This window comes from Mesorhizobium sp. W067 (assembly GCF_054719525.1).
In genome coordinates this window covers 1,512,407-1,529,380 of record NZ_JBTTII010000001.1, presented here as the reverse complement: position 1 = coordinate 1,529,380, position 16,974 = coordinate 1,512,407, and the positions used below count along the sequence as shown (strand labels likewise).

At 63.7% G+C, this 16,974-nt stretch carries 19 protein-coding genes; 6 read left to right on the top strand and 13 right to left on the bottom strand.

Annotated features, from left to right (window positions below):
- The 3 genes from ACYG97_RS07505 to ACYG97_RS07495 form a co-directional block, all read right to left on the bottom strand.
- Positions 1-1,263: a cysteine desulfurase-like protein gene (locus ACYG97_RS07505; protein WP_023734552.1), complete on the bottom strand. Its 1,263-nt coding sequence runs from the start codon at positions 1,261-1,263 to the stop codon at positions 1-3.
- Between the two features lie 52 nt (positions 1,264-1,315).
- Complete coding sequence (locus tag ACYG97_RS07500; protein ID WP_023734551.1) at positions 1,316-2,383, bottom strand: aldo/keto reductase; 1,068 nt, start codon at positions 2,381-2,383, stop codon at positions 1,316-1,318.
- Between the two features lie 118 nt (positions 2,384-2,501).
- Positions 2,502-3,044 (bottom strand): hypothetical protein, encoded by a 543-nt coding sequence (locus ACYG97_RS07495; protein ID WP_023731182.1) that lies wholly within the window; start codon positions 3,042-3,044, stop codon positions 2,502-2,504.
- Between the two features lie 330 nt (positions 3,045-3,374).
- Here ACYG97_RS07495 and ACYG97_RS07490 point away from each other — a divergent pair, with 330 nt between their 5' ends.
- Positions 3,375-3,539, top strand: coding sequence for a hypothetical protein (locus ACYG97_RS07490; RefSeq protein ID WP_023734549.1), 165 nt, complete (start codon positions 3,375-3,377; stop codon positions 3,537-3,539).
- Positions 3,540-3,614: 75 nt separating this feature from the next.
- Here the strand turns inward: ACYG97_RS07490 and ACYG97_RS07485 are convergent, their stop codons facing one another.
- Positions 3,615-4,121 (bottom strand): DUF1993 domain-containing protein, encoded by a 507-nt coding sequence (locus tag ACYG97_RS07485; RefSeq protein ID WP_023734548.1) that lies wholly within the window; start codon positions 4,119-4,121, stop codon positions 3,615-3,617.
- Between the two features lie 124 nt (positions 4,122-4,245).
- Between ACYG97_RS07485 and ACYG97_RS07480 the strand changes: the two genes are divergently transcribed.
- Positions 4,246-5,304, top strand: coding sequence for a DUF1176 domain-containing protein (locus tag ACYG97_RS07480; protein WP_023734547.1), 1,059 nt, complete (start codon positions 4,246-4,248; stop codon positions 5,302-5,304).
- 36 nt (positions 5,305-5,340) lie between these two features.
- Here ACYG97_RS07480 and ACYG97_RS07475 read toward each other — a convergent pair whose 3' ends face one another.
- From ACYG97_RS07475 to ACYG97_RS07440, 8 genes are all read right to left on the bottom strand, one after another.
- A complete protein-coding gene (locus ACYG97_RS07475; protein WP_245260884.1) occupies positions 5,341-6,546 on the bottom strand; it encodes an epoxide hydrolase family protein in 1,206 nt (401 codons plus the stop codon).
- A gap of 74 nt (positions 6,547-6,620) precedes the next feature.
- A complete protein-coding gene (locus ACYG97_RS07470) occupies positions 6,621-7,460 on the bottom strand; it encodes an alpha/beta hydrolase (RefSeq protein ID WP_023734545.1) in 840 nt (279 codons plus the stop codon).
- A gap of 146 nt (positions 7,461-7,606) precedes the next feature.
- On the bottom strand, positions 7,607-9,217 hold the full coding sequence (locus tag ACYG97_RS07465; RefSeq protein WP_023734544.1) for an NTP transferase domain-containing protein: 1,611 nt from the start codon (positions 9,215-9,217) through the stop codon (positions 7,607-7,609).
- A complete protein-coding gene (locus ACYG97_RS07460) occupies positions 9,214-9,918 on the bottom strand; it encodes an XdhC family protein (RefSeq protein WP_023734543.1) in 705 nt (234 codons plus the stop codon). The genes ACYG97_RS07465 and ACYG97_RS07460 overlap by 4 nt, the downstream gene beginning before the upstream one ends.
- A 2-nt stretch (positions 9,919-9,920) precedes the next feature.
- Positions 9,921-10,259 carry an XdhC family protein gene (locus tag ACYG97_RS07455; RefSeq protein WP_023734542.1) on the bottom strand — a complete coding sequence of 113 codons (339 nt, stop codon included), beginning with the start codon at positions 10,257-10,259 and terminating at the stop codon, positions 9,921-9,923.
- 58 nt (positions 10,260-10,317) lie between these two features.
- A complete protein-coding gene (locus ACYG97_RS07450) occupies positions 10,318-11,583 on the bottom strand; it encodes a vWA domain-containing protein (protein ID WP_023734541.1) in 1,266 nt (421 codons plus the stop codon).
- Between the two features lie 4 nt (positions 11,584-11,587).
- Positions 11,588-12,517, bottom strand: coding sequence for an AAA family ATPase (locus tag ACYG97_RS07445; RefSeq protein ID WP_023734540.1), 930 nt, complete (start codon positions 12,515-12,517; stop codon positions 11,588-11,590).
- A complete protein-coding gene (locus ACYG97_RS07440) occupies positions 12,514-13,041 on the bottom strand; it encodes a flavin reductase (RefSeq protein ID WP_023734539.1) in 528 nt (175 codons plus the stop codon). Before ACYG97_RS07440 ends, ACYG97_RS07445 begins: the two co-directional genes overlap by 4 nt.
- A 180-nt stretch (positions 13,042-13,221) precedes the next feature.
- Between ACYG97_RS07440 and ACYG97_RS07435 the strand changes: the two genes are divergently transcribed.
- On the top strand, positions 13,222-14,292 hold the full coding sequence (locus tag ACYG97_RS07435) for a branched-chain amino acid ABC transporter substrate-binding protein (RefSeq protein ID WP_023734538.1): 1,071 nt from the start codon (positions 13,222-13,224) through the stop codon (positions 14,290-14,292).
- Positions 14,292-15,311, top strand: coding sequence for a P1 family peptidase (locus ACYG97_RS07430; protein ID WP_023734537.1), 1,020 nt, complete (start codon positions 14,292-14,294; stop codon positions 15,309-15,311). Before ACYG97_RS07435 ends, ACYG97_RS07430 begins: the two co-directional genes overlap by 1 nt.
- Positions 15,312-15,318: 7 nt before the next feature.
- Here the strand turns inward: ACYG97_RS07430 and ACYG97_RS07425 are convergent, their stop codons facing one another.
- On the bottom strand, positions 15,319-15,573 hold the full coding sequence (locus tag ACYG97_RS07425) for a DUF2171 domain-containing protein (RefSeq protein WP_023684896.1): 255 nt from the start codon (positions 15,571-15,573) through the stop codon (positions 15,319-15,321).
- 137 nt (positions 15,574-15,710) lie between these two features.
- Here ACYG97_RS07425 and ACYG97_RS07420 point away from each other — a divergent pair, with 137 nt between their 5' ends.
- Together ACYG97_RS07420 and ACYG97_RS07415 are read left to right on the top strand one after the other, a co-directional pair.
- Positions 15,711-16,436, top strand: coding sequence for a DUF2259 domain-containing protein (locus tag ACYG97_RS07420; protein WP_023734536.1), 726 nt, complete (start codon positions 15,711-15,713; stop codon positions 16,434-16,436).
- 56 nt (positions 16,437-16,492) lie between these two features.
- Positions 16,493-16,957, top strand: coding sequence for a hypothetical protein (locus tag ACYG97_RS07415; protein WP_023726917.1), 465 nt, complete (start codon positions 16,493-16,495; stop codon positions 16,955-16,957).
- Positions 16,958-16,974: the final 17 nt, after the last annotated feature.

The window sequence follows — 16,974 nt, the reverse complement described above, 5'->3', positions numbered from 1 at the left end:
CTAGCGCTGCTGCCTCAGCATGGCGATCACCCGGTGCACGCTTTCCAACGTCTCGTCGATCTCTGCCGCCGTGTTGTAGTGCGCAATACCGATGCGCACGACGCCCTGCTCGGCCGGAATGCCGAGATGGTGGACGATCTCCCAGGCGTAGTTGTGACCCGACCATAGAAAAATGTTCTCGGCATTCATCTGCCGCACGATCGTCTCTGGCACGATGCCGTCGACGGTGAAGGACACGGTCGGCACGCGCTCAATGACACGCTTCTGATCTGTGATGCCGCGGATGGTCAGGCCCTCAATGGCGGACAGCCCATCGATCAGCCTCAGCGCCAGCGGGTTTTCGTAGGCGATCGACACTTCGTATGCCTTTGCGATCTTTTGCCTTCGCGAACCGCCCTCGCCGGCCGCAGCACCGAGTTCGGCGAAGTAATCGACCGCTGCGGTAAGTCCGGCCATCAGTTCGATCTGCGGCGTGCCGAGTTCGAAGCGCTCCGGCAGGCCATTGGACGAGCAACGGCATTTGTAGGGTTTCAGCGCATCGATGATGTCGCGGCGGCCCCAAAGAATGCCCATGTGCGGGCCGAAGAACTTGTAGGCAGAGCAGACCAGGAAGTCGCAGCCGAGGTCCTGCACGTCGACCAGCCCATGCGGCGCGAACTGCACGGCGTCGACATAGACCACCGCGCCGGCCTGTTTGGCGATGGCGGTCAGTGCTTTCACCCGATTGATCGAGCCGGTGAGGTTCGAGGCATAGTTCAGCGCAACGAGCCGCGTCTTGTCGGTAAGCAGAGCGCTCAATGCCGCCTCCTCGACCTGCCAGCTGTTCTCGTCGAAGGGCAGGACGCGCAAGACGAGGCCAAGGTCTTCGGCCAGTTGCAGCCAGGGCGAGACGTTGCCCTCATGGTCCATGCGGGTGACGATGATCTCGTCGCCCGGTTTGAAGCCGCGGCCGAGCGTGCGCGACATGTGATAGGTCAGCGTCGTCATGTTGGCGCCGATGATGATTTCCTCAGCGCTCGCTGCACCCAGGAAATCGGCCATCGCCGCATGGGCGCCGTCGACCACCTGTTGCGCGGCAAGCGTGGTTTCGAAATAACCGCCGAGATTGGCGTTGGTGGTCAGGAGGCAGCGCGCCACCGCGTCGGCAACCGCTTGCGGCACCTGGGTGCCGGCCGGATTGTCGAGATAGATGCGCCGGCGGCCCTTATCGGTCAGGTCCAGCGCCGGAAATTTTCCCCTGACGGTCTCGATCGGAAAATCCATGGCTGTCCCCTTCCCCTTGTCTTTGCTCGGCAATTCCGGCCAAACGGTCTGCTTATGGGCACGGATTGCCGACGCGCTGGTGGATCGCATCCACGCCCTTCTGCATCTCGTCGGTCCAGGTCACGTCGGCTGACGACAGCGCCATCTCAAGCTGGGCAATCGTCGTCGCGCCGATGATGCTGGAAGTGACGAAAGGCCGGCTGGCGACATAGGCGTTGGCAAACAGCGCCGGTTCAAGGCCGAAGGAACGCGCCAGTTTATTGTATGCGAGCTGCGCCTCCGCCGCATTTGGCGTCTCGTAGCGCTGGCCGCGGTTGAACAGCTGCGAGCGCGAACCCTGCGGCCGTGCGCCATGGTCGTATTTGCCGGTGAGATAGCCCTGCGCCAGCGGCGAATAGGCGAGAAAGCCGACATCCTCGCGTTCGCAGGCCTCGGCGAGGTTCACCTCGAACGTGCGGTTGACCAGATTGTAGGCGTTCTGCAGCGAAACGACGCGCGGGCCGACGCCCTTGTCGGCCTCGGCAATGAAGCGCATGACGCCCCAGGAGCTTTCGTTCGACAGGCCGAGATGGCGGATCTTTCCCGCCTTCACCAGTTCATCGAAGACAGCCAGCGTCTCGGCGATCGGCGTCTCGCCGGGCGGCGCGCCAACGGCATCGGCACGGCGCGGCACAGCACCCACGCGGGTCGGGTTGGCGCCCCAGGGGATGTCGCGCTCCGGCCAATGGATCTGATAGAGATCGAGATAGTCGGTGCCGAGCTTGGACAGCGATTTGTCGATGGCGTCAAAGATGTCGGCGCGCACCAGCTTCGACGGACGGCCGCCGCGGAACCAGCTGTTGGCGGTGCGGCCGACCACTTTCGAGGCCAGGATGACCTTGTCGCGGTTGCCGTTGGCCTTCATCCAGCTGCCGATGAACTTCTCCGTGCGCCCCTGCGTCTCGGCCTTGGGCGGGATCGGGTAGAGCTCGGCGGTGTCGATGAAATTCACGCCGCGCTCAAAAGCCAGATCCATCTGCGCGTGGCCATCGGCCTCGGTGTTCTGCTCGCCCCAGGTCATCGACCCCAGGCAGATCTGGGTAACAAGAAGATCGGTCCGACCGAGACGGCGTTTGTGCATGGAATTTCTCCGGCGGGAATGCTGGGCGCGACAGCGCGGGAAGGAAGTCGCATCTATAGGGAAAGCGGCGCCGCTCTCCAACCCTCAGCGGACCGACTTTTGCGTGAAGGAGGAAAAGTTAGCGCCTTGCGCCGGCCAGCGCGCGCCGCTTGGCCTCGTCGATCAGCATGTTGGCCACCTGCATGCGGATCATGGCGCGCTGGCGCAGATGCGGCGCGACGCGGTCGGGGTGGTTGGCGAAGGCGAAGCTGCGGCGCATGCGGCCGAGATCGGCGTTCTTGACTGGATGATCGAGGCCGAGCTCGACGGCGATCGCGTCAGGGTCGATCGGCGGCAGCTTTTCCTCGGGCTTTGCCTCCTCGCCGGCCAGCGCCAGCTTGGCATGATCGAGAAGGGCGGCAAATTCTGCGGCCAGATCGGCTCCCGCCTCGCGGTATTCGGCGGCGAATGTTTCGCCCGAGACCTTGATCCGGCCGGAATGAAGCTCGTCGGCCACGGAGAGATAGTCGAACGGGATCGACGGCCGCGCGCCGGTCTCCTCGCCCGCCTCGTCCTTGTCGGAGGCAACGAACAGATCGTCGAGCAAGGAAGCGAAATCCCGCTTGGCGCCGATGTCAGCCTCCCCCTCGTTTAAGCGTGCGAACAGAGCCGGTCGCAGCATAGAACCGGCTCGTTAAAAATGAATGCCGCTGATCTTAACCAGTTTAGGCGTTTGCGAGGTTTGGGCGGGCCCGGTTGGCGATGCGCAAGACCCAACAAAAAGCCGGACTGCATTTGCATGCAGTCCGGAAATTCGCCAGGAGTGGCGAGGAAAAGCCGGCCATGTGCCAGCGTCTATGCATACGGTGGGGATGCGCCACAAGTTTCAGCGCACGCGGCAATTGTGCCGAAAAAAAATCGCTTGGCATGGCTGCCATGCAAATGCTGCACTGCACAATCTTCACAATTTTCCTATACTCGGCGCCGTGGAGGATCAACAAGGGGCCGAATCATGGGGTTCTTCACTGAAATGTTTGCCCGTCCGCGTCCGCAGGAGCATCAGCGTTATCGTTCCGCCCTGGCACTGCTGCACTTGATGAGCAATGCCGACCGCGCCGACATCGGCGTCAAGCCGGCCGATTTCCCGCGCATCGCGCGCGAAATGTCACTGCGTTGAGTAAGCCTTGGCGCTGAACCAGCGCCAAACGAAGTTTCCCGGCAGCGGCCGGGAAACCTCGCAACGGCGAATGCTTCAACGATTACCGAGATAGGCGCCCTTGGTCAGCGGCACGCCGTTGTGGCGCAGGATGTCGTAAGCCGTGGTCACGTGGAAATAGAAGTTGGGCATGGCGACATGCAGCAGATACTGCATGCCGGGCATCGAGACTTCGCGCTGGCCAAACTTCAGTTCGACCACCCTGTCATCCGAACCATCGAATTCGGCGGCCGAGAATGACGCCAGCAGATCGAGCGTCTTGGTCAGGCGCGCCTGAAGCTCGGCGAAGGTCGCTTCATTGTCTTCGTATTTCGGCACCTCGCGACGGGCCAGCCGTGATGGCGCGCCCTTGGCGTGGTCGGTGGCGACCTGCACCTGCCTGACCAGCGCGTACATGTCGGGCGCCAGCCTCGCGGTCAAAAACACCTGCGGGTCGATCTTGCGTTCAGTTGCATTCTGTTCGGCTGCCGACAGCACGCCGGACAGCGCCTTCAGCCTGGCCGAAAACACCGGCACCGAGGCTTCATACATCGATAGTGTCACGTCAAATCTCCATTGCGGCTGAAGCGCCGACCGCGGGACGTAGCGCCTTCCCGGGCGATTCTTCAAGCGTCACCACGTCGCCGCAATCTCTATGATAGGCTCCTTTCGTGGTGGAGATTCTCCGATGAGACGCGTCTTTCTGGCAGCGGCCGCCTTTTGCTCCCTTGCCGCATCCGGCCAGGCTGTGTTCGCCGACGATGAACCGGCAGCCGATGACCAAGCCCCTTACGTCGATGACAGGTCGGATGCCGCAGCCGTCATCCGCTCGCTCTACAGCGCCATCAACCGGCACGAATTCGCCCGCGCCTGGGCTTACTACGGCGATACCAAGCCGGCAAAGGATTTCAATACCTTCGTCAAGGGCTATGACGGCACCGGCAGGGTCGACGTCGAAACCGGTGCTGTTTCCGACGAGGGCGCAGCCGGCAGCATCTATTACAGCGTTCCGGTCGCCATCCGCGCCACCGACAAGAACGGCAATGAAGCGGTCTTCGCCGGCTGCTACACGCTGCGCCAGGTCAGCGCTCAGATCCAGGCCCCGCCATTCCGCCCGATCTTTATCGACAAGGGCGCGCTGAAGCCGTCCAAGGCCGATTTCGAGGAGGCGCTGCCGCCAAGCTGTGGTGACGGGCCGCCGCCGCCGAAGAAGGACACCGCACTCGAGCAGGTGAAGAAACTGTTCGCCGCCGATTATGGCGATCAGTGTGACAAGCAATTTCTCGGCGACGAGCCGAACATCTTTTCGATCAAATACAAGGCAAAGGACGCGGCTGCCAGCGATCCCGACAAGGAAACGCGGCTTTTCGAGTTCTACTGCCAAGCGGCAGCCTATAACGCAAGTTCGGTCTACTACATGACCGACGAAGTATCGGGCTTGCGGCAGTTGCAGTTCACCGAGCCCGAAATGGATATCCGTTACGAGAACAATGACAGCGACGGCAAACTCCTGGGCATGGATATCATCGGCTTCCGCACATCCGGCTGGGCGGCCAATTCCGAATATGACGAAGACGCCAAGACGCTGACCACGTTCAACAAATGGCGCGGCATCGGCGACGCCTCGGACAAGGGGATATACCTGTTCCGTAACGGCGATTTTTCCCTCGTCCAATATGATGTGGACGCGTCTTACGATGGCGAGGAGAACCCGCAGACGGTGGTCGACTACAACACCGCGCCGTAGGGATCTTACCAGGAACCGCCGCGCTCAAGCAGTCCTTCACATTCGCCTTCTCGTTTCAGGCCGGGAACGCATCGGCCGGAAGAAGGCGCGAATGTCCTCGACCAGAAGACTCGGTTCCTCCAGCGCAGCGAAATGGCCCCCTCGCGGCATCGATGTCCATCGCTGAACGTCAAAGACCCGCGCCACCCAGGATCGAGGCGGCATCGGCAACTCGCGAGGGAAAAGCGCTACCCCAAATGGCGGCGAAACGCGTTCCAGCGTCTCGAACGCAAGAGGGAACAGTCGATTCTCCTTGTAGAGCCGCAAGGACGAGGTGAGCGCGTTGCTGAACCAATAGAGCGAAACATCCGTAAGGAGCGTGTCCATGCCGAAGGTACGCTCCACGTCACCGTCGCAATCGCTCCAGGTACGGAACTTCTCGATCATCCAGGCTGCGAGACCGATCGGCGAGTCTGTCAGAGCATAAGCAAGCGTCTGAGGCTTCGTGCCCTGCAGATGGGCATAGGCGCCCTCCGTTGCCGTCCAGGCCGCGGCCTTTTCCAGAAAGGCCTGCTCCTCAACGGTGACAGGTGGCAGACCTGCACCCAAGGGTGGCCGATAGCTCCCGGGAATGTAATTGACGTGGACGCCAAGCACGCTTTCGGAATGGAGCCGTGCCATCCAGGCGGAAACGCCCGCGCCGATGTCGCCTCCTTGGGAAGCGAAGCGGTCGTAGCCGAGCCCGCGCATCAACTGTACCCATAATTCCGCGATGCGGCCGGAATGGAAGCCTGGTTCCGTCGGCGCCTGGGAAAAGCCGTATCCGGGCAAGGAGGGAACTACCACGTGGAAAGCGTCGGCCGGGTCACCACCATGGGCAGCTGGGTCTGCCAGCAATGGAATGACGTGTTCCATTTCGATGAACGAGCCGGGCCAGCCATGCGTTATGATCAGCGGCAGCGGCGCCGGTCCGTTGCCTGGCTGGTGGACAAAGTGGACATCTAGGTTGTTCAGCCTCGTCAGATATTGCGGCAGCCGGTTCAGCCGCGCCTCTTGCACTCTCCAGTCGAAGCAGTCTCGCCAGTAATCCGCAAGGCGCTTGATGAACGGCAGCTCGGCCCCATCGCTCCAGCCCGCTTCGCTTAGCGGAATTGGCCATCTTGTTGCGCTAAGCCGGCGCTGGAGATCTTCAAGTTGTTCGTTCGGAATTTGGATCTTGAAGGGGTGGGCGTCCATCGCTGTGCTTCCGATCTGTTGGATCATATCAGCCTACACCTAAGAGGATATCGGTCGAACCATGATTGCCAAAACCAAGGGGCACCTCTGGGCGATATGCCTCAGGGCGCCTTCGACAGCATCCAGTTCAGCGTTTGGCGCCAGTCGACCATGCGGATCGGCGTGCCATGGGTGCCGGTCTCGAACCGGACGAACCGGGTCGGATAAGCTTTCGAGTTCGCAATGATGGAGCGGAAGAAGGCCTCCTGCTTCTCCACGGGAAAGACCGGGTCCTTGCTGCCCTGGCCGAAGAACACCGGCACATGGCGCCTGTAGGCCGGGCTCGACAGGAAACTGTCATCCCATAGCGAGCCGAGCAGCAGCAGCCCGTTGATGCGCCGTCCCGTATCGTTGCGGCCGGCCAGCTTCCAGCACAGCGCACCACCCATCGAGCCACAGGCGACGAAGATTTTCGCGTCCGGCGAGGCCTCGGCATAGTGGCCGATCAGCGCCGCGACCTGGGCCGCGCCCTTGTCGCCGAAATCGGTGAAATCGGGTGAGAGATAGAGGCCGCCATTGCCGGCCATCAGGTTCTTGATTCGGTTGAAGTTGCCGCCGAAGGTGAAGTCGTCGACGCCCTGCTTGCGGCTGCCGCCCTGCCCGTGCAGGTAAAGCACGATGATACCGGCGCCTTCGGTCTTGCCTACGGCGACATGCCTGACATCGCCGGCATCGGTTTTCAGCATCAAAGCCCGCTGCACCTTGCGCACGCCGGTGTCGGTATACTTAGCCTGCACGCGCTTTTCCGGCACCTCGTCGCGGTCGTTGATGTCGCGCATCTCGCGATAGTCGATGACGGTGTAGGCGCCTTTGTCCGTGGACGAGAGCGTCGCCGGATAGGCGAAGAGGTCATCCTTGTAGGGTTTTAGTTCGAGCGCGTCCGCGTGGGCGGCGGAGAACAAGAAAAGAAGTGAAACCAGAAGGGTATGGAACGCGGCTACCCCCCTCTGGCCTGCCGGCCTGGCCGGCAGGCCAGAGGGGGGTAGAAGCGCTGAGGCAAGTAAAGAGAGAGCCATGCTAAAGGCATGCGTTTTTCGGCTTCGCTTTGTCAATCCTGCAGCACGCCGCCGGCGTCTTCGAGCGCCTCGCGGGTGTCGACGTCGACCGACGCGCCGTCGCCGATCTCGACGTCAATGACATCCAGTCCCTCGGCCTCGACCAGATGGCGGGCGCCGGTGTCGCCCTCGAGGTGAGCGATGCCTCCAAACAGCGCGCGTGGCAGCAGCACCGGATTGCCGCGGCGGCCGTCATGGGCGGCACGCACCACTGAGCGGCCGCCGTCCCTACGGAAGGCCTCGATCAACCGGTCGAGATCGGCCGATGAGATACCCGGCATGTCGCCGAGGACGATCATGGCGCCGGCCGCCTCGGCTCCAACGCGGGCAATGCCGGCTTTTAGAGACGAGGACAGGCCGTCGGCAAAATCCGGATTGTCGGCGAAGATCACGTCGAGGCCCGAGAGCGCGGCGTGCACCCGCTCGCGCTGATGGCCGGTGACGACAACGGTGGCAGAAGCCTTGGAATCGAGCGCCCGTTCAGCGGTGCGGCGCACCAGCGGCTTGCCGTCGAACAGCGCCAAAAGCTTGTTCGGCCCGCCCATGCGGCTGGAGCGACCGGCGGCCAGAAGCACGATCTCGACCTTCAGCCCGGCTCTCGCCGGCAGCGGCTCGCGCGGCTGCGGCCTGGTCGGGATTTCCATCAAGAGGCCGCCAACGCCCATGCCGGCGATGTCCTTGGCGGTGACGTCGAGACCGGCGATCAGCCTGTCGAGCACCCAATCGAAACCGTTCTCCTTGGGGCTGCGGGCGCAACCGGGCGCGCCGATGACGCGCTTGCCGTCCAGCGTGCCCAGCACCAGCAGATTGCCGGGATCGACCGGCATGCCCGCGCGGATCACCGTGCCGCCCGCGCGTTCAATCGCCGCCGGAACGACATCGTTGAAATCGCTCATCGCCGAGGCGCCGAAGATCACCACCATGTCGTTGTCGCGCGCCAGCGCGGCCGCTGCCTCGGCGAGGGGCGCAATTTCATGCGGCGTGCGGCGCTCTGTGGTCAGCCGGCCGCCGGAGCGTGCCAGCCGCGCCTCGGTGACGCGCAGCGTCTTGTCGAGCACGCTGGCCTTGATGCCGGGCAGCACCGTCTGGATGACGCCGATGCGCACCGGCCGATAAGCGTTGACGGCGAAGATCTCGCCACCGGCACAGATTTTCACCACCTTGTCGACCAAAGCCGAGGCGACGGCGAACGGGATGATCTTGACCGTCGCCACCATCTGGCCTTGCTCGACCGGCGCGTGCTGCGCCAGCGTGGCAATGGTGATGGTCGGGTCGACCGTGTTGATAGCGTCGATCATGGCGGCATCGACGGTGAAGACACCGGCTGCCTTGGCATGGAGATTGACCCGGCCGGTCGCGGCGGGTTTTGCCTCGATGTTGCGATGGATCATGCTAGCGGCGATCTTTTCAGCCGCCGCATCTTCGCTCAGATCATCAGCGGTAAGCACCGCCGCGACAATTTCGGTAATGCCGGCTGCTTTCAGCGCCGCCACGTCCTGTGCGCTCAGCGTGTGCGCCTTGCGGAAACGTCGCTCACCCGCCGTGGTGGCATGCGCGAGCACCGCGCCTTCGGCCTGGTCGATTGGAACCGGACCGAATCTCACGCCGCAGCGCCTTTCGATTCCAGCCCGCGCGAGCGAAAGGCGTGGATCGTCTGCGCCAGGATGGCGACGGCGATCTCGGCCGGGCTCGCCGCGCCAATGTCGATACCGATCGGTGCGTGGATGCGGGCGATCTGGTCGGCGCTGGCGCCGAGCGCCAGCAGGCGCTCGACGCGCCTGGCGTGTGTTTTGCGGCTGCCGAGTGCGCCGACATAGAAACAGTTGGCGTCGAGCGCGGCCTTCAGTGCGAAATCGTCGATCTTCGGATCATGGGTGACGGCGGCGAGCGCCGTATAGCTGTCGAGCGGCTGGCGTTTCAGCACATCCTCCGGCCATTCGGCATGGAGTGCTACATCGGGAAAACGGTCCGGGGTGGCGAAGGCGGTGCGCGGATCGACGATCTCCAGGGGATAGCCGGCGATCCTGGCCATCGGCGCCAGCGCCTGACTGATATGGACGGCGCCGACTACCACCAGGCGCGGCTGCGGCAAATGCGCGTTGAGGAAGAAGGTGCGCCCTTCAGCCTCGACCGAACCCGAATTGCCGGTGCGGAAAGCCTTGGCGATCGCTTGCCCGAGATCGCCGGCAACCTGGTCGCCTTCTCGCACGATGCGGTCGCGGCCGTCGCCGAGATCGGTGACCAGGATCGCGGCGCGGCGGGCCCGGCGTTCGGCATTGAGGGCTTTGAGAGCGTAGGGATCCATGCCTAACCGAGCCGCTCCACATAGACCTTGATGCGGCCGCCGCAGGATAGGCCGACCTGCCAGGCGGTCTCGTCGGCAACGCCGAACTCCAGCATTTTGGCCTTACCGCTGTCGATGACGTCGATCGCCTCGCTTACCACGGCGCCCTCGACGCAGCCGCCCGAGACCGAGCCGTGGAAATTGCCTTCGGCGTCGATGACCAGATGACTGCCGACCGGCCTCGGCGCCGAACCCCAGGTCTCGACCACAGTGGCGATGGCGACATCCTTGCCGTCCTTCATCCAGCCCTCCGCGATAATCAGCGGATCGCGGGCTTCATCGAGATAGATGCTGTTGTCCATGATCGCTTGCCTCAAAGTCTGTTTTTCTCTGGGAGCCTGTTTTCGGAATCCAATATGGCTATGCGGCGCGCCTGACACCAGCGTCCAGCCAGCGACGCGGATCGACCGAAGCGGCGGATTTCTTGTCCAGCGAGGCGCAGAGGTCGGCCAGCGCATCGAGATTGTGTACCGAGCGGAACTCGTCGACATGAGGCAGCATCGCTCTGACGCCGCGGGCCCGCGCCTCGAAGCCGCCAAAGCGCAGAAGCGGGTTGAGCCAGATCAGCCGCCGGCAGGATTTGTGCAGGCGATCCATTTCTTGCGACAGGCCGGAAACATCGTCGCGCTCCAAACCGTCGGTGATTAAAAGCACCACCGCGCCCTGCCCGAGCACGCGGCGTGACCAGTGCTTGTTGAACTCCGCCAGCGTATCGCCGATGCGGGTGCCGCCCGACCAGTCCTTGACCGCCGCCGAGCAGTCGGCAAGGGCGGCATCGGGGTCGCGATGGCGCATCTGCCGCGTGAGATTGGTCAGCCGCGTGCCGAAGACGAAGGTGTGCACGCGCCGCCGTTTTTCGGTCAGCGCATGCAGAAAGTGCAGGAAGATGCGCGTGTACTGGCTCATCGAACCGGAGATATCGGCGAGAACCACCAGCGGCGGATGCACTTCGCGGGCTGAGCGGAATTTCGGCAGGATCAGTTCGCCGCCGGTGCGCGCGGCCGAGCGCATCATGGCGCGTGGATCGATACGGCGGCCATGCAGGTCTGCCTTGAAGCGTCGGGTACGGACCATGTCGAACGGCAGCCGCAGCCGGGCAATCGCCTTCTTGGCGTCTGCCATCTCGTCGGCATTCATCTGGGCAAAGTCCTTGCCGCGCAGCACTTCATTCCCGGAGAAGGTTAGCCGGGCGTCGACTTCGATCTCCGGGATTTCCCTGACCGGCCGATTCTTCTCGTGGCCTTCGAACATGGCCTGGCTGACGCGGTTTTCTGCCGCGCGCGGCTTTTGCTTCTCCCTGGTGTCGGGCGCCACAGGCGAGAACATCGCCAGAAGTTTCTCGATCAGCTCGCGCGATTTCCAGAACAGCCGGAAGGCTTCGTCGAAAACAGGGTGATCCTCGTGCCGCGACACCAGCACGGCATGCAGCGTCCAGTAGAAATCGTCGCGCGAACCGATGCCGGCTGCCAGCACCGCCTCGATCCCATCCTTGACCGAAGCCGGCCCGACCCGCATGCCGGATTTGCGCAAGGTGCGGGCGAAATAGACGATGTTGTCGGCGATGCGCCCGTCTTCCGTCGCCTCTCTGGGGTCGGTCTCTTTGGAGTAAGCACCCGGCGCCTTCACTGCCCTACTCCGCCGCCGCCAGTTCGGCCTTGACCTCATCGAGGATGCGCCGGCCCTCGCCCGCGCCGATGCGGGCAATGTCGTCCTGGTATTTCAACAAAACGCCGATCGTGTCGGAGACGGTTTCGGGATCGAGCGCCACCTTGTCGAGTTCGGTCAGCGCGCCGGCCCAGTCGATGGTTTCGGCGACACCCGGCGCCTTGAACAGCTCGACCCGGCGCAGCTTCTGGATGAACGACACCACTTCCGCGGAAAGTCGGCTGTTGGCCTGCGGCACCTTGCGGCGCACGATCTCCAGCTCGCGCTCGGCATTGGGATAGTCGACCCAGTGATAGAGGCAGCGCCGCTTCAGCGCGTCGTGGATTTCGCGGGTGCGGTTGGTGGTGATGATGACGATCGGCGGCTCCTCCGCCTTGATCGTGCCAAGCTCGGGCACCGTCACCTGGAAGTCGGACAGAATTTCGAGCAGGAATGCTTCGAAAGCCTCGTCGGTGCGGTCGAGCTCATCGATCAGGAACACCGGGGCCGCACCCGCCTTGCCGGTCAGCGCATCGAGCACCGGGCGGCGGATCAGGTATTTTTCGGAAAAGACATTGCGCTCCATGTCGGAGGGGTCGACCGAGCCTGCCGCCTCCTCCATGCGGATCTCTATCATCTGCGCGGCGTAATTCCACTCATAGACAGCGGACGAGACGTCGAGCCCCTCATAGCATTGCAGGCGGATCAGCCGGCGGCCGAGTGCCTGCGCCAGCACCTTGGCGATCTCGGTCTTGCCGACGCCGGCCTCCCCTTCAAGGAACAGCGGCCGCTGCATGCGCAGGGACAGGAACAGCACCGTTGCCAGCGAGCGGTCCGCGACGTAGTCCGCGCCGGTCAGGAGATCGAGCGTTTCGTCGATCGTCCGCGGCGCGGGGCGCGGTTTCAGCTCGGTCATTCTTTCTCCGTTGCCGCCTCTGCTCCGCTCTGCAGCACGTGGTAGTCGCGGGCGTGGTAGATCAGCGGCCGCAAATTATCGCCCATGCGCAGGCCTGTCACCTTGCCAAAAAGCACACGATGGGTGGCGAGATCCTTGGTGTCCATCAATTCGCAGTCAAAAACCGCAAGAGCGCCCTTCAGGGTAGGCGCGCCGGTCGATACGACGTCCCACTCGCCAAGCGCGAAACGCTCATCGGCAGACAGCCCGGTCAGGCCTGAAAACGCCACCGATAGCGGCTGCTGGTGCGAAGCCAGGGTGTTCAGCGCAAACCGGCCGTTTTGCACGAACAGCTCGTTCTTGACGTTCTCGCGGTTGAGACAGACGAGCACGGTCGGCGGCGTGTCCGACACCGAACAGGCGGCGATCACCGTTGTGCCGCGCTTGCCGGCGGCGCCGTCGGTGGTCACCACATGGACGTGGCCGGCAAAATGCGCCATCGCGTCGCGATAGGCCTGAGGCCCTATGTCGTTCAACTTCAACACCGATGATTTTCCATAAGCGGGAACCCAAGCGTTATATATGGCGGCACACAATAGGCCACAAGCGAAGTGGTTGACGCCAATCCGCAAATTCCCGTGTTGCGCCTGGGGCGGGCAGCCTTTAGGTCTTGGCACAAGAGACGCTGGAAGCATGCGACCGGCACGGAGGAATTCGTCGTCAAAATGCGACCCCCAACAGCTGTAATAGCGGCACTGCTCTGGCTGCTGCCGGCAAGCGCCGGCGCGCAGACGCTGCATGTCGGCGTCGCCGCGCCCCTGTCCGGTCCGTCGGCGATCCTGGGCAAGCAGATCGAGGCGGGCGCTGCCCTGGCAGCAGAAGCCAACGGCGCCGAGATCAGGACGGTCGACGATGCCTGCACCGCCGATGGCGGGGCTGCCGCCGCCAGGGAATTCGCCGCTGCGAAGGTCGATATCGTCGTCGGCTTCCTCTGCACCGAGGCGATCCAGGCGGCGCTGCCGATCCTCAAGGACGCCAACATACCGGTCATCACCGTTGGCGTGCGCACCGAAAGCCTGACCGATCGCCGCGCCAAAACCGGCTGGCCGGTCTATCGGCTGGGGCCGCGCGGCGACGACGAGCGCAATGCCGTGGCCGGCATCCTCACCCGGCTGTGGCAAAGCGAATTGTTCGCCATCGTCGACGACGGCACCATCTATGGCCGCGAAATCGCCGAGACGCTGCGCGCCGCGGCCGAACAGGCGGCGCTGAAGCCGGTCTTCACAGACACGTTCCGGCCCCAGCTCGACAACCAGATCGGGCTGATCGGCCGGCTGAAGAAGGCGGGCGCGACGCATGTCTTTGCCGGTGGCGACGGCGACGACATCGCCATTATGGGCCGCGACGCCGGCCAGCTCGAGGCCGGCATCGTTTTTGCCGGCGGCGAGAATTTGCGCACGCCACCCGGCGATGTGCCTTACGCCATCGGCACGCTGATGATCGCGCCGCCGGAATGGGCCGATGTCGCCGATCCCAAGGTGCTGGCGGCGTTTACGGCCAAAAACATCGCGCCTGATGGCTATTCCTTGCCTGCCTATGCGGCGGTGGAGATCGCCAAGACGGCCTCGGCGGTGTCCGAGGGCTCCGGCAAGGGGCTGGCCGACGCGCTAACCGGGCATGATTTCACCACCGCGATCGGTCCGCTGCGGTTCGACGACAAAGGCGATCTGAGCCAAAACCTCTATCGCGCCTTCCGCTTCGACGGGACGCGTTTCGTGCCGGCGGAGACGAACTGATGTTTCGCACCGGACCGCGCAATCTGATCACCGATGTCGCCGGCCTGCGCGTCGGCAACGCGTCGGACGCGAGGTTGAAATCGGGCGTCACGACCGTGCTGTGCGATGAACCGGCGGTCGGAGGCGTGCAGATCCTCGGCGGCGCGCCGGGCACGCGCGAGACCGACCTGCTCGAACCGCACAATTCCATCGAGGCGGTCCATGCCGTGGTTCTCTCGGGCGGTTCGGCCTTCGGCCTCGACGCCGCATCGGGCGTGCAGGCGGCGTTGCGTGAAAACGGCATAGGCATCAATGTCGGCGGCTTTCGCGTGCCGATCGTGCCGGCGGCGATCCTGTTTGACCTGCGCAATGGCGGCGACAAGGATTGGGGCCAGTACCCGCCCTACCGTGACCTTGGCTACGAAGCCGCCCAGGCGGCAACAGTCGACTTTCCGCTCGGCACAATCGGCGCCGGCACCGGGGCGCTGAGTTCCGGCCTGAAGGGCGGCCTTGGCTCTGCCTCGACTGTGCTCGACAGCGGCGTCACCATCGGCGCACTCGCCGCCGCCAACCCGACCGGCTCGGTAACGATCGCGCGGACCCGCTATTTCTGGGCAGCACCCTTCGAGATCGGCGATGAATTCGGAGGCCTCGGCTATCCCTCGCCAATGCCGGACGACGCCAGGCGGATCCTGTTGAAACACCGCGACAAGCGTGTCGGTGGACAAGCCGAGGCCGGTGGCAACACCACCATCGCCGTCATCGCCACCGACGCCGTGCTGACCAAGGCGGCAGCCAAGCGGCTGGCCATTTCAGCGCATGACGGCTTCGTGCGCGCCATCTGGCCCGTGCACACGCCGGCTGACGGCGATCTGGTGTTCGCGCTGGCGACGGGCAAGAGCGGCATAGAACTCAGCGCCGACGATGCCGTCGATTTCTTTGCCGCCGCCGGCGCCACCATGGCGCGCGCCATCAGCCGCGGCATCCACGCCGCGACGCCGGCCGATGGCGATCTGTTTGCGGTGTGGTCGTCGCGCTGACTTTCAGTCAGGTCGCGTCGGACTCCTCTTCCTCGAAGCTGACCGCGACATCCGAATTCGCCGACAGCCAGACTTTCTGGCCCTCGACCTCGGCAAGCAGGCTCAAGGGAATGTAGTGGTGATGCCCCTGATGGGCGCCCTCGCCGCTGTCGGCCTTGGTCAACTTGATCCGCTCGCCATCGACCCTGTCGACGGTGCCGATGTGAACGCCGTCGGCGCCGACCACTTCCATATGCTCGCGAATCTTGCTGGCCTCAGTCATGGGGTGTTCTCCTTTTGAAAACGATCGACGATAACAAACAGAGGCGAAATTGGATGCATCGCCTTTTGAATAGCACGATGTTTTGACTGTCTCGTGATAGGGAACGATCGAACCAAGGCAGGCGGAGCGGAACCCCGATGCGAAATCTCGTCCTGATTGGCGTTTGCCTGCTGGTCCATCTGGCATCCGCCATGGCCGCCCGAGCGGGCGATGTCGCCGAGCTTGAAATCCTCGGCTTCAGCAAGGATGGCGGCGTCTTCGCCTTCGAGGAATACGGTGTGGCAGACGCTTCGGGCTTTCCCTATGCCAATCGCTACTACATCAACACCGCCGACGACACGTTCCTGAAGGGCACGCCAATCCGGGTCCGGCTGGAGGATGAGACCGCCTCGCTCGATACGGCCCGTCAGCAGGCCAGGCAGAAGGGCGAAGCCGTCGTTGTGCAGGCCGAACTCACCGCAAACCGCGGCATCACCGCCGGCTTCAACCCGGTGACCGAATTGTCGGTCGACCCGTTCCGCATGGTGGTGAACCCACGGCCGATCTTTTCGCCGGTCGACCCGCCGCTGGAATTCCGGCTGGACGAGATCGGCATGAATGACACCGAAAGCTGCCAGAGCCAGGGCGAGGTCAACGGTTTTCGCTTGCTGCGGATCGAGGCCAGGGATGGCGGCCGGACCCATCTGCTGCATGAGGATAAATCGATCCCGAAAAGCCGTGGCTGCCCGAACGGCTACAGGATCGGCGCGGTGCAGACGTTCTCGATGGACAGCATCAGCGCCTATGCGGTGCTGATCGCGGTGCGCCAATACGGCTTCGAAGGGCCGGATTTTCGCTGGATCGCCGTGACCGGACGCCTGTGACTGCGCTCGATCAATCCAGCTGGCGCAAGCGCGCCGGAAATCGCGTCAGCCGCGCCATACCATCGACGGGCGCGGCGCTTGTCGGCGCCTTGCTGTGGGCGATGGCCATGGGCGCCAGCGCGCTGACCGGTCTTTGGCTCGACAATTGGGAGACCCCGGAAAAGATCCGCTTCGTCGCCCTGCTGTTTGCGACCGGCGCGGCATTGGCCTTTCCCGTCGGGTTGTTCGCGGCGCGGCTGGTCTCGCTCGACCGGCACTGGGAAGTGGCGTTCGCCGCCGCCTTCGTCTGCCTGCTTGCCACGACGCTCGCCTTCACCGGCGGGTTGTTTGCGCTGCAATACCGCTCCTACTATGCCGAATGGCACGCGGAGGCCTTCACCGCCCGGTGGGCGTTCGAACTGGTCTTCACCTCGCTGACGGCGCTCTACCAATTCGTGGTGCTGGGTATCAGGCTCTATTTTCCGCTCGGATTCATCGCGCTTGCCGCCGCCAGCGTGTGGTTTGCGCGCCAGCAGCGTTGAGCATTCGGTCCGCCTCT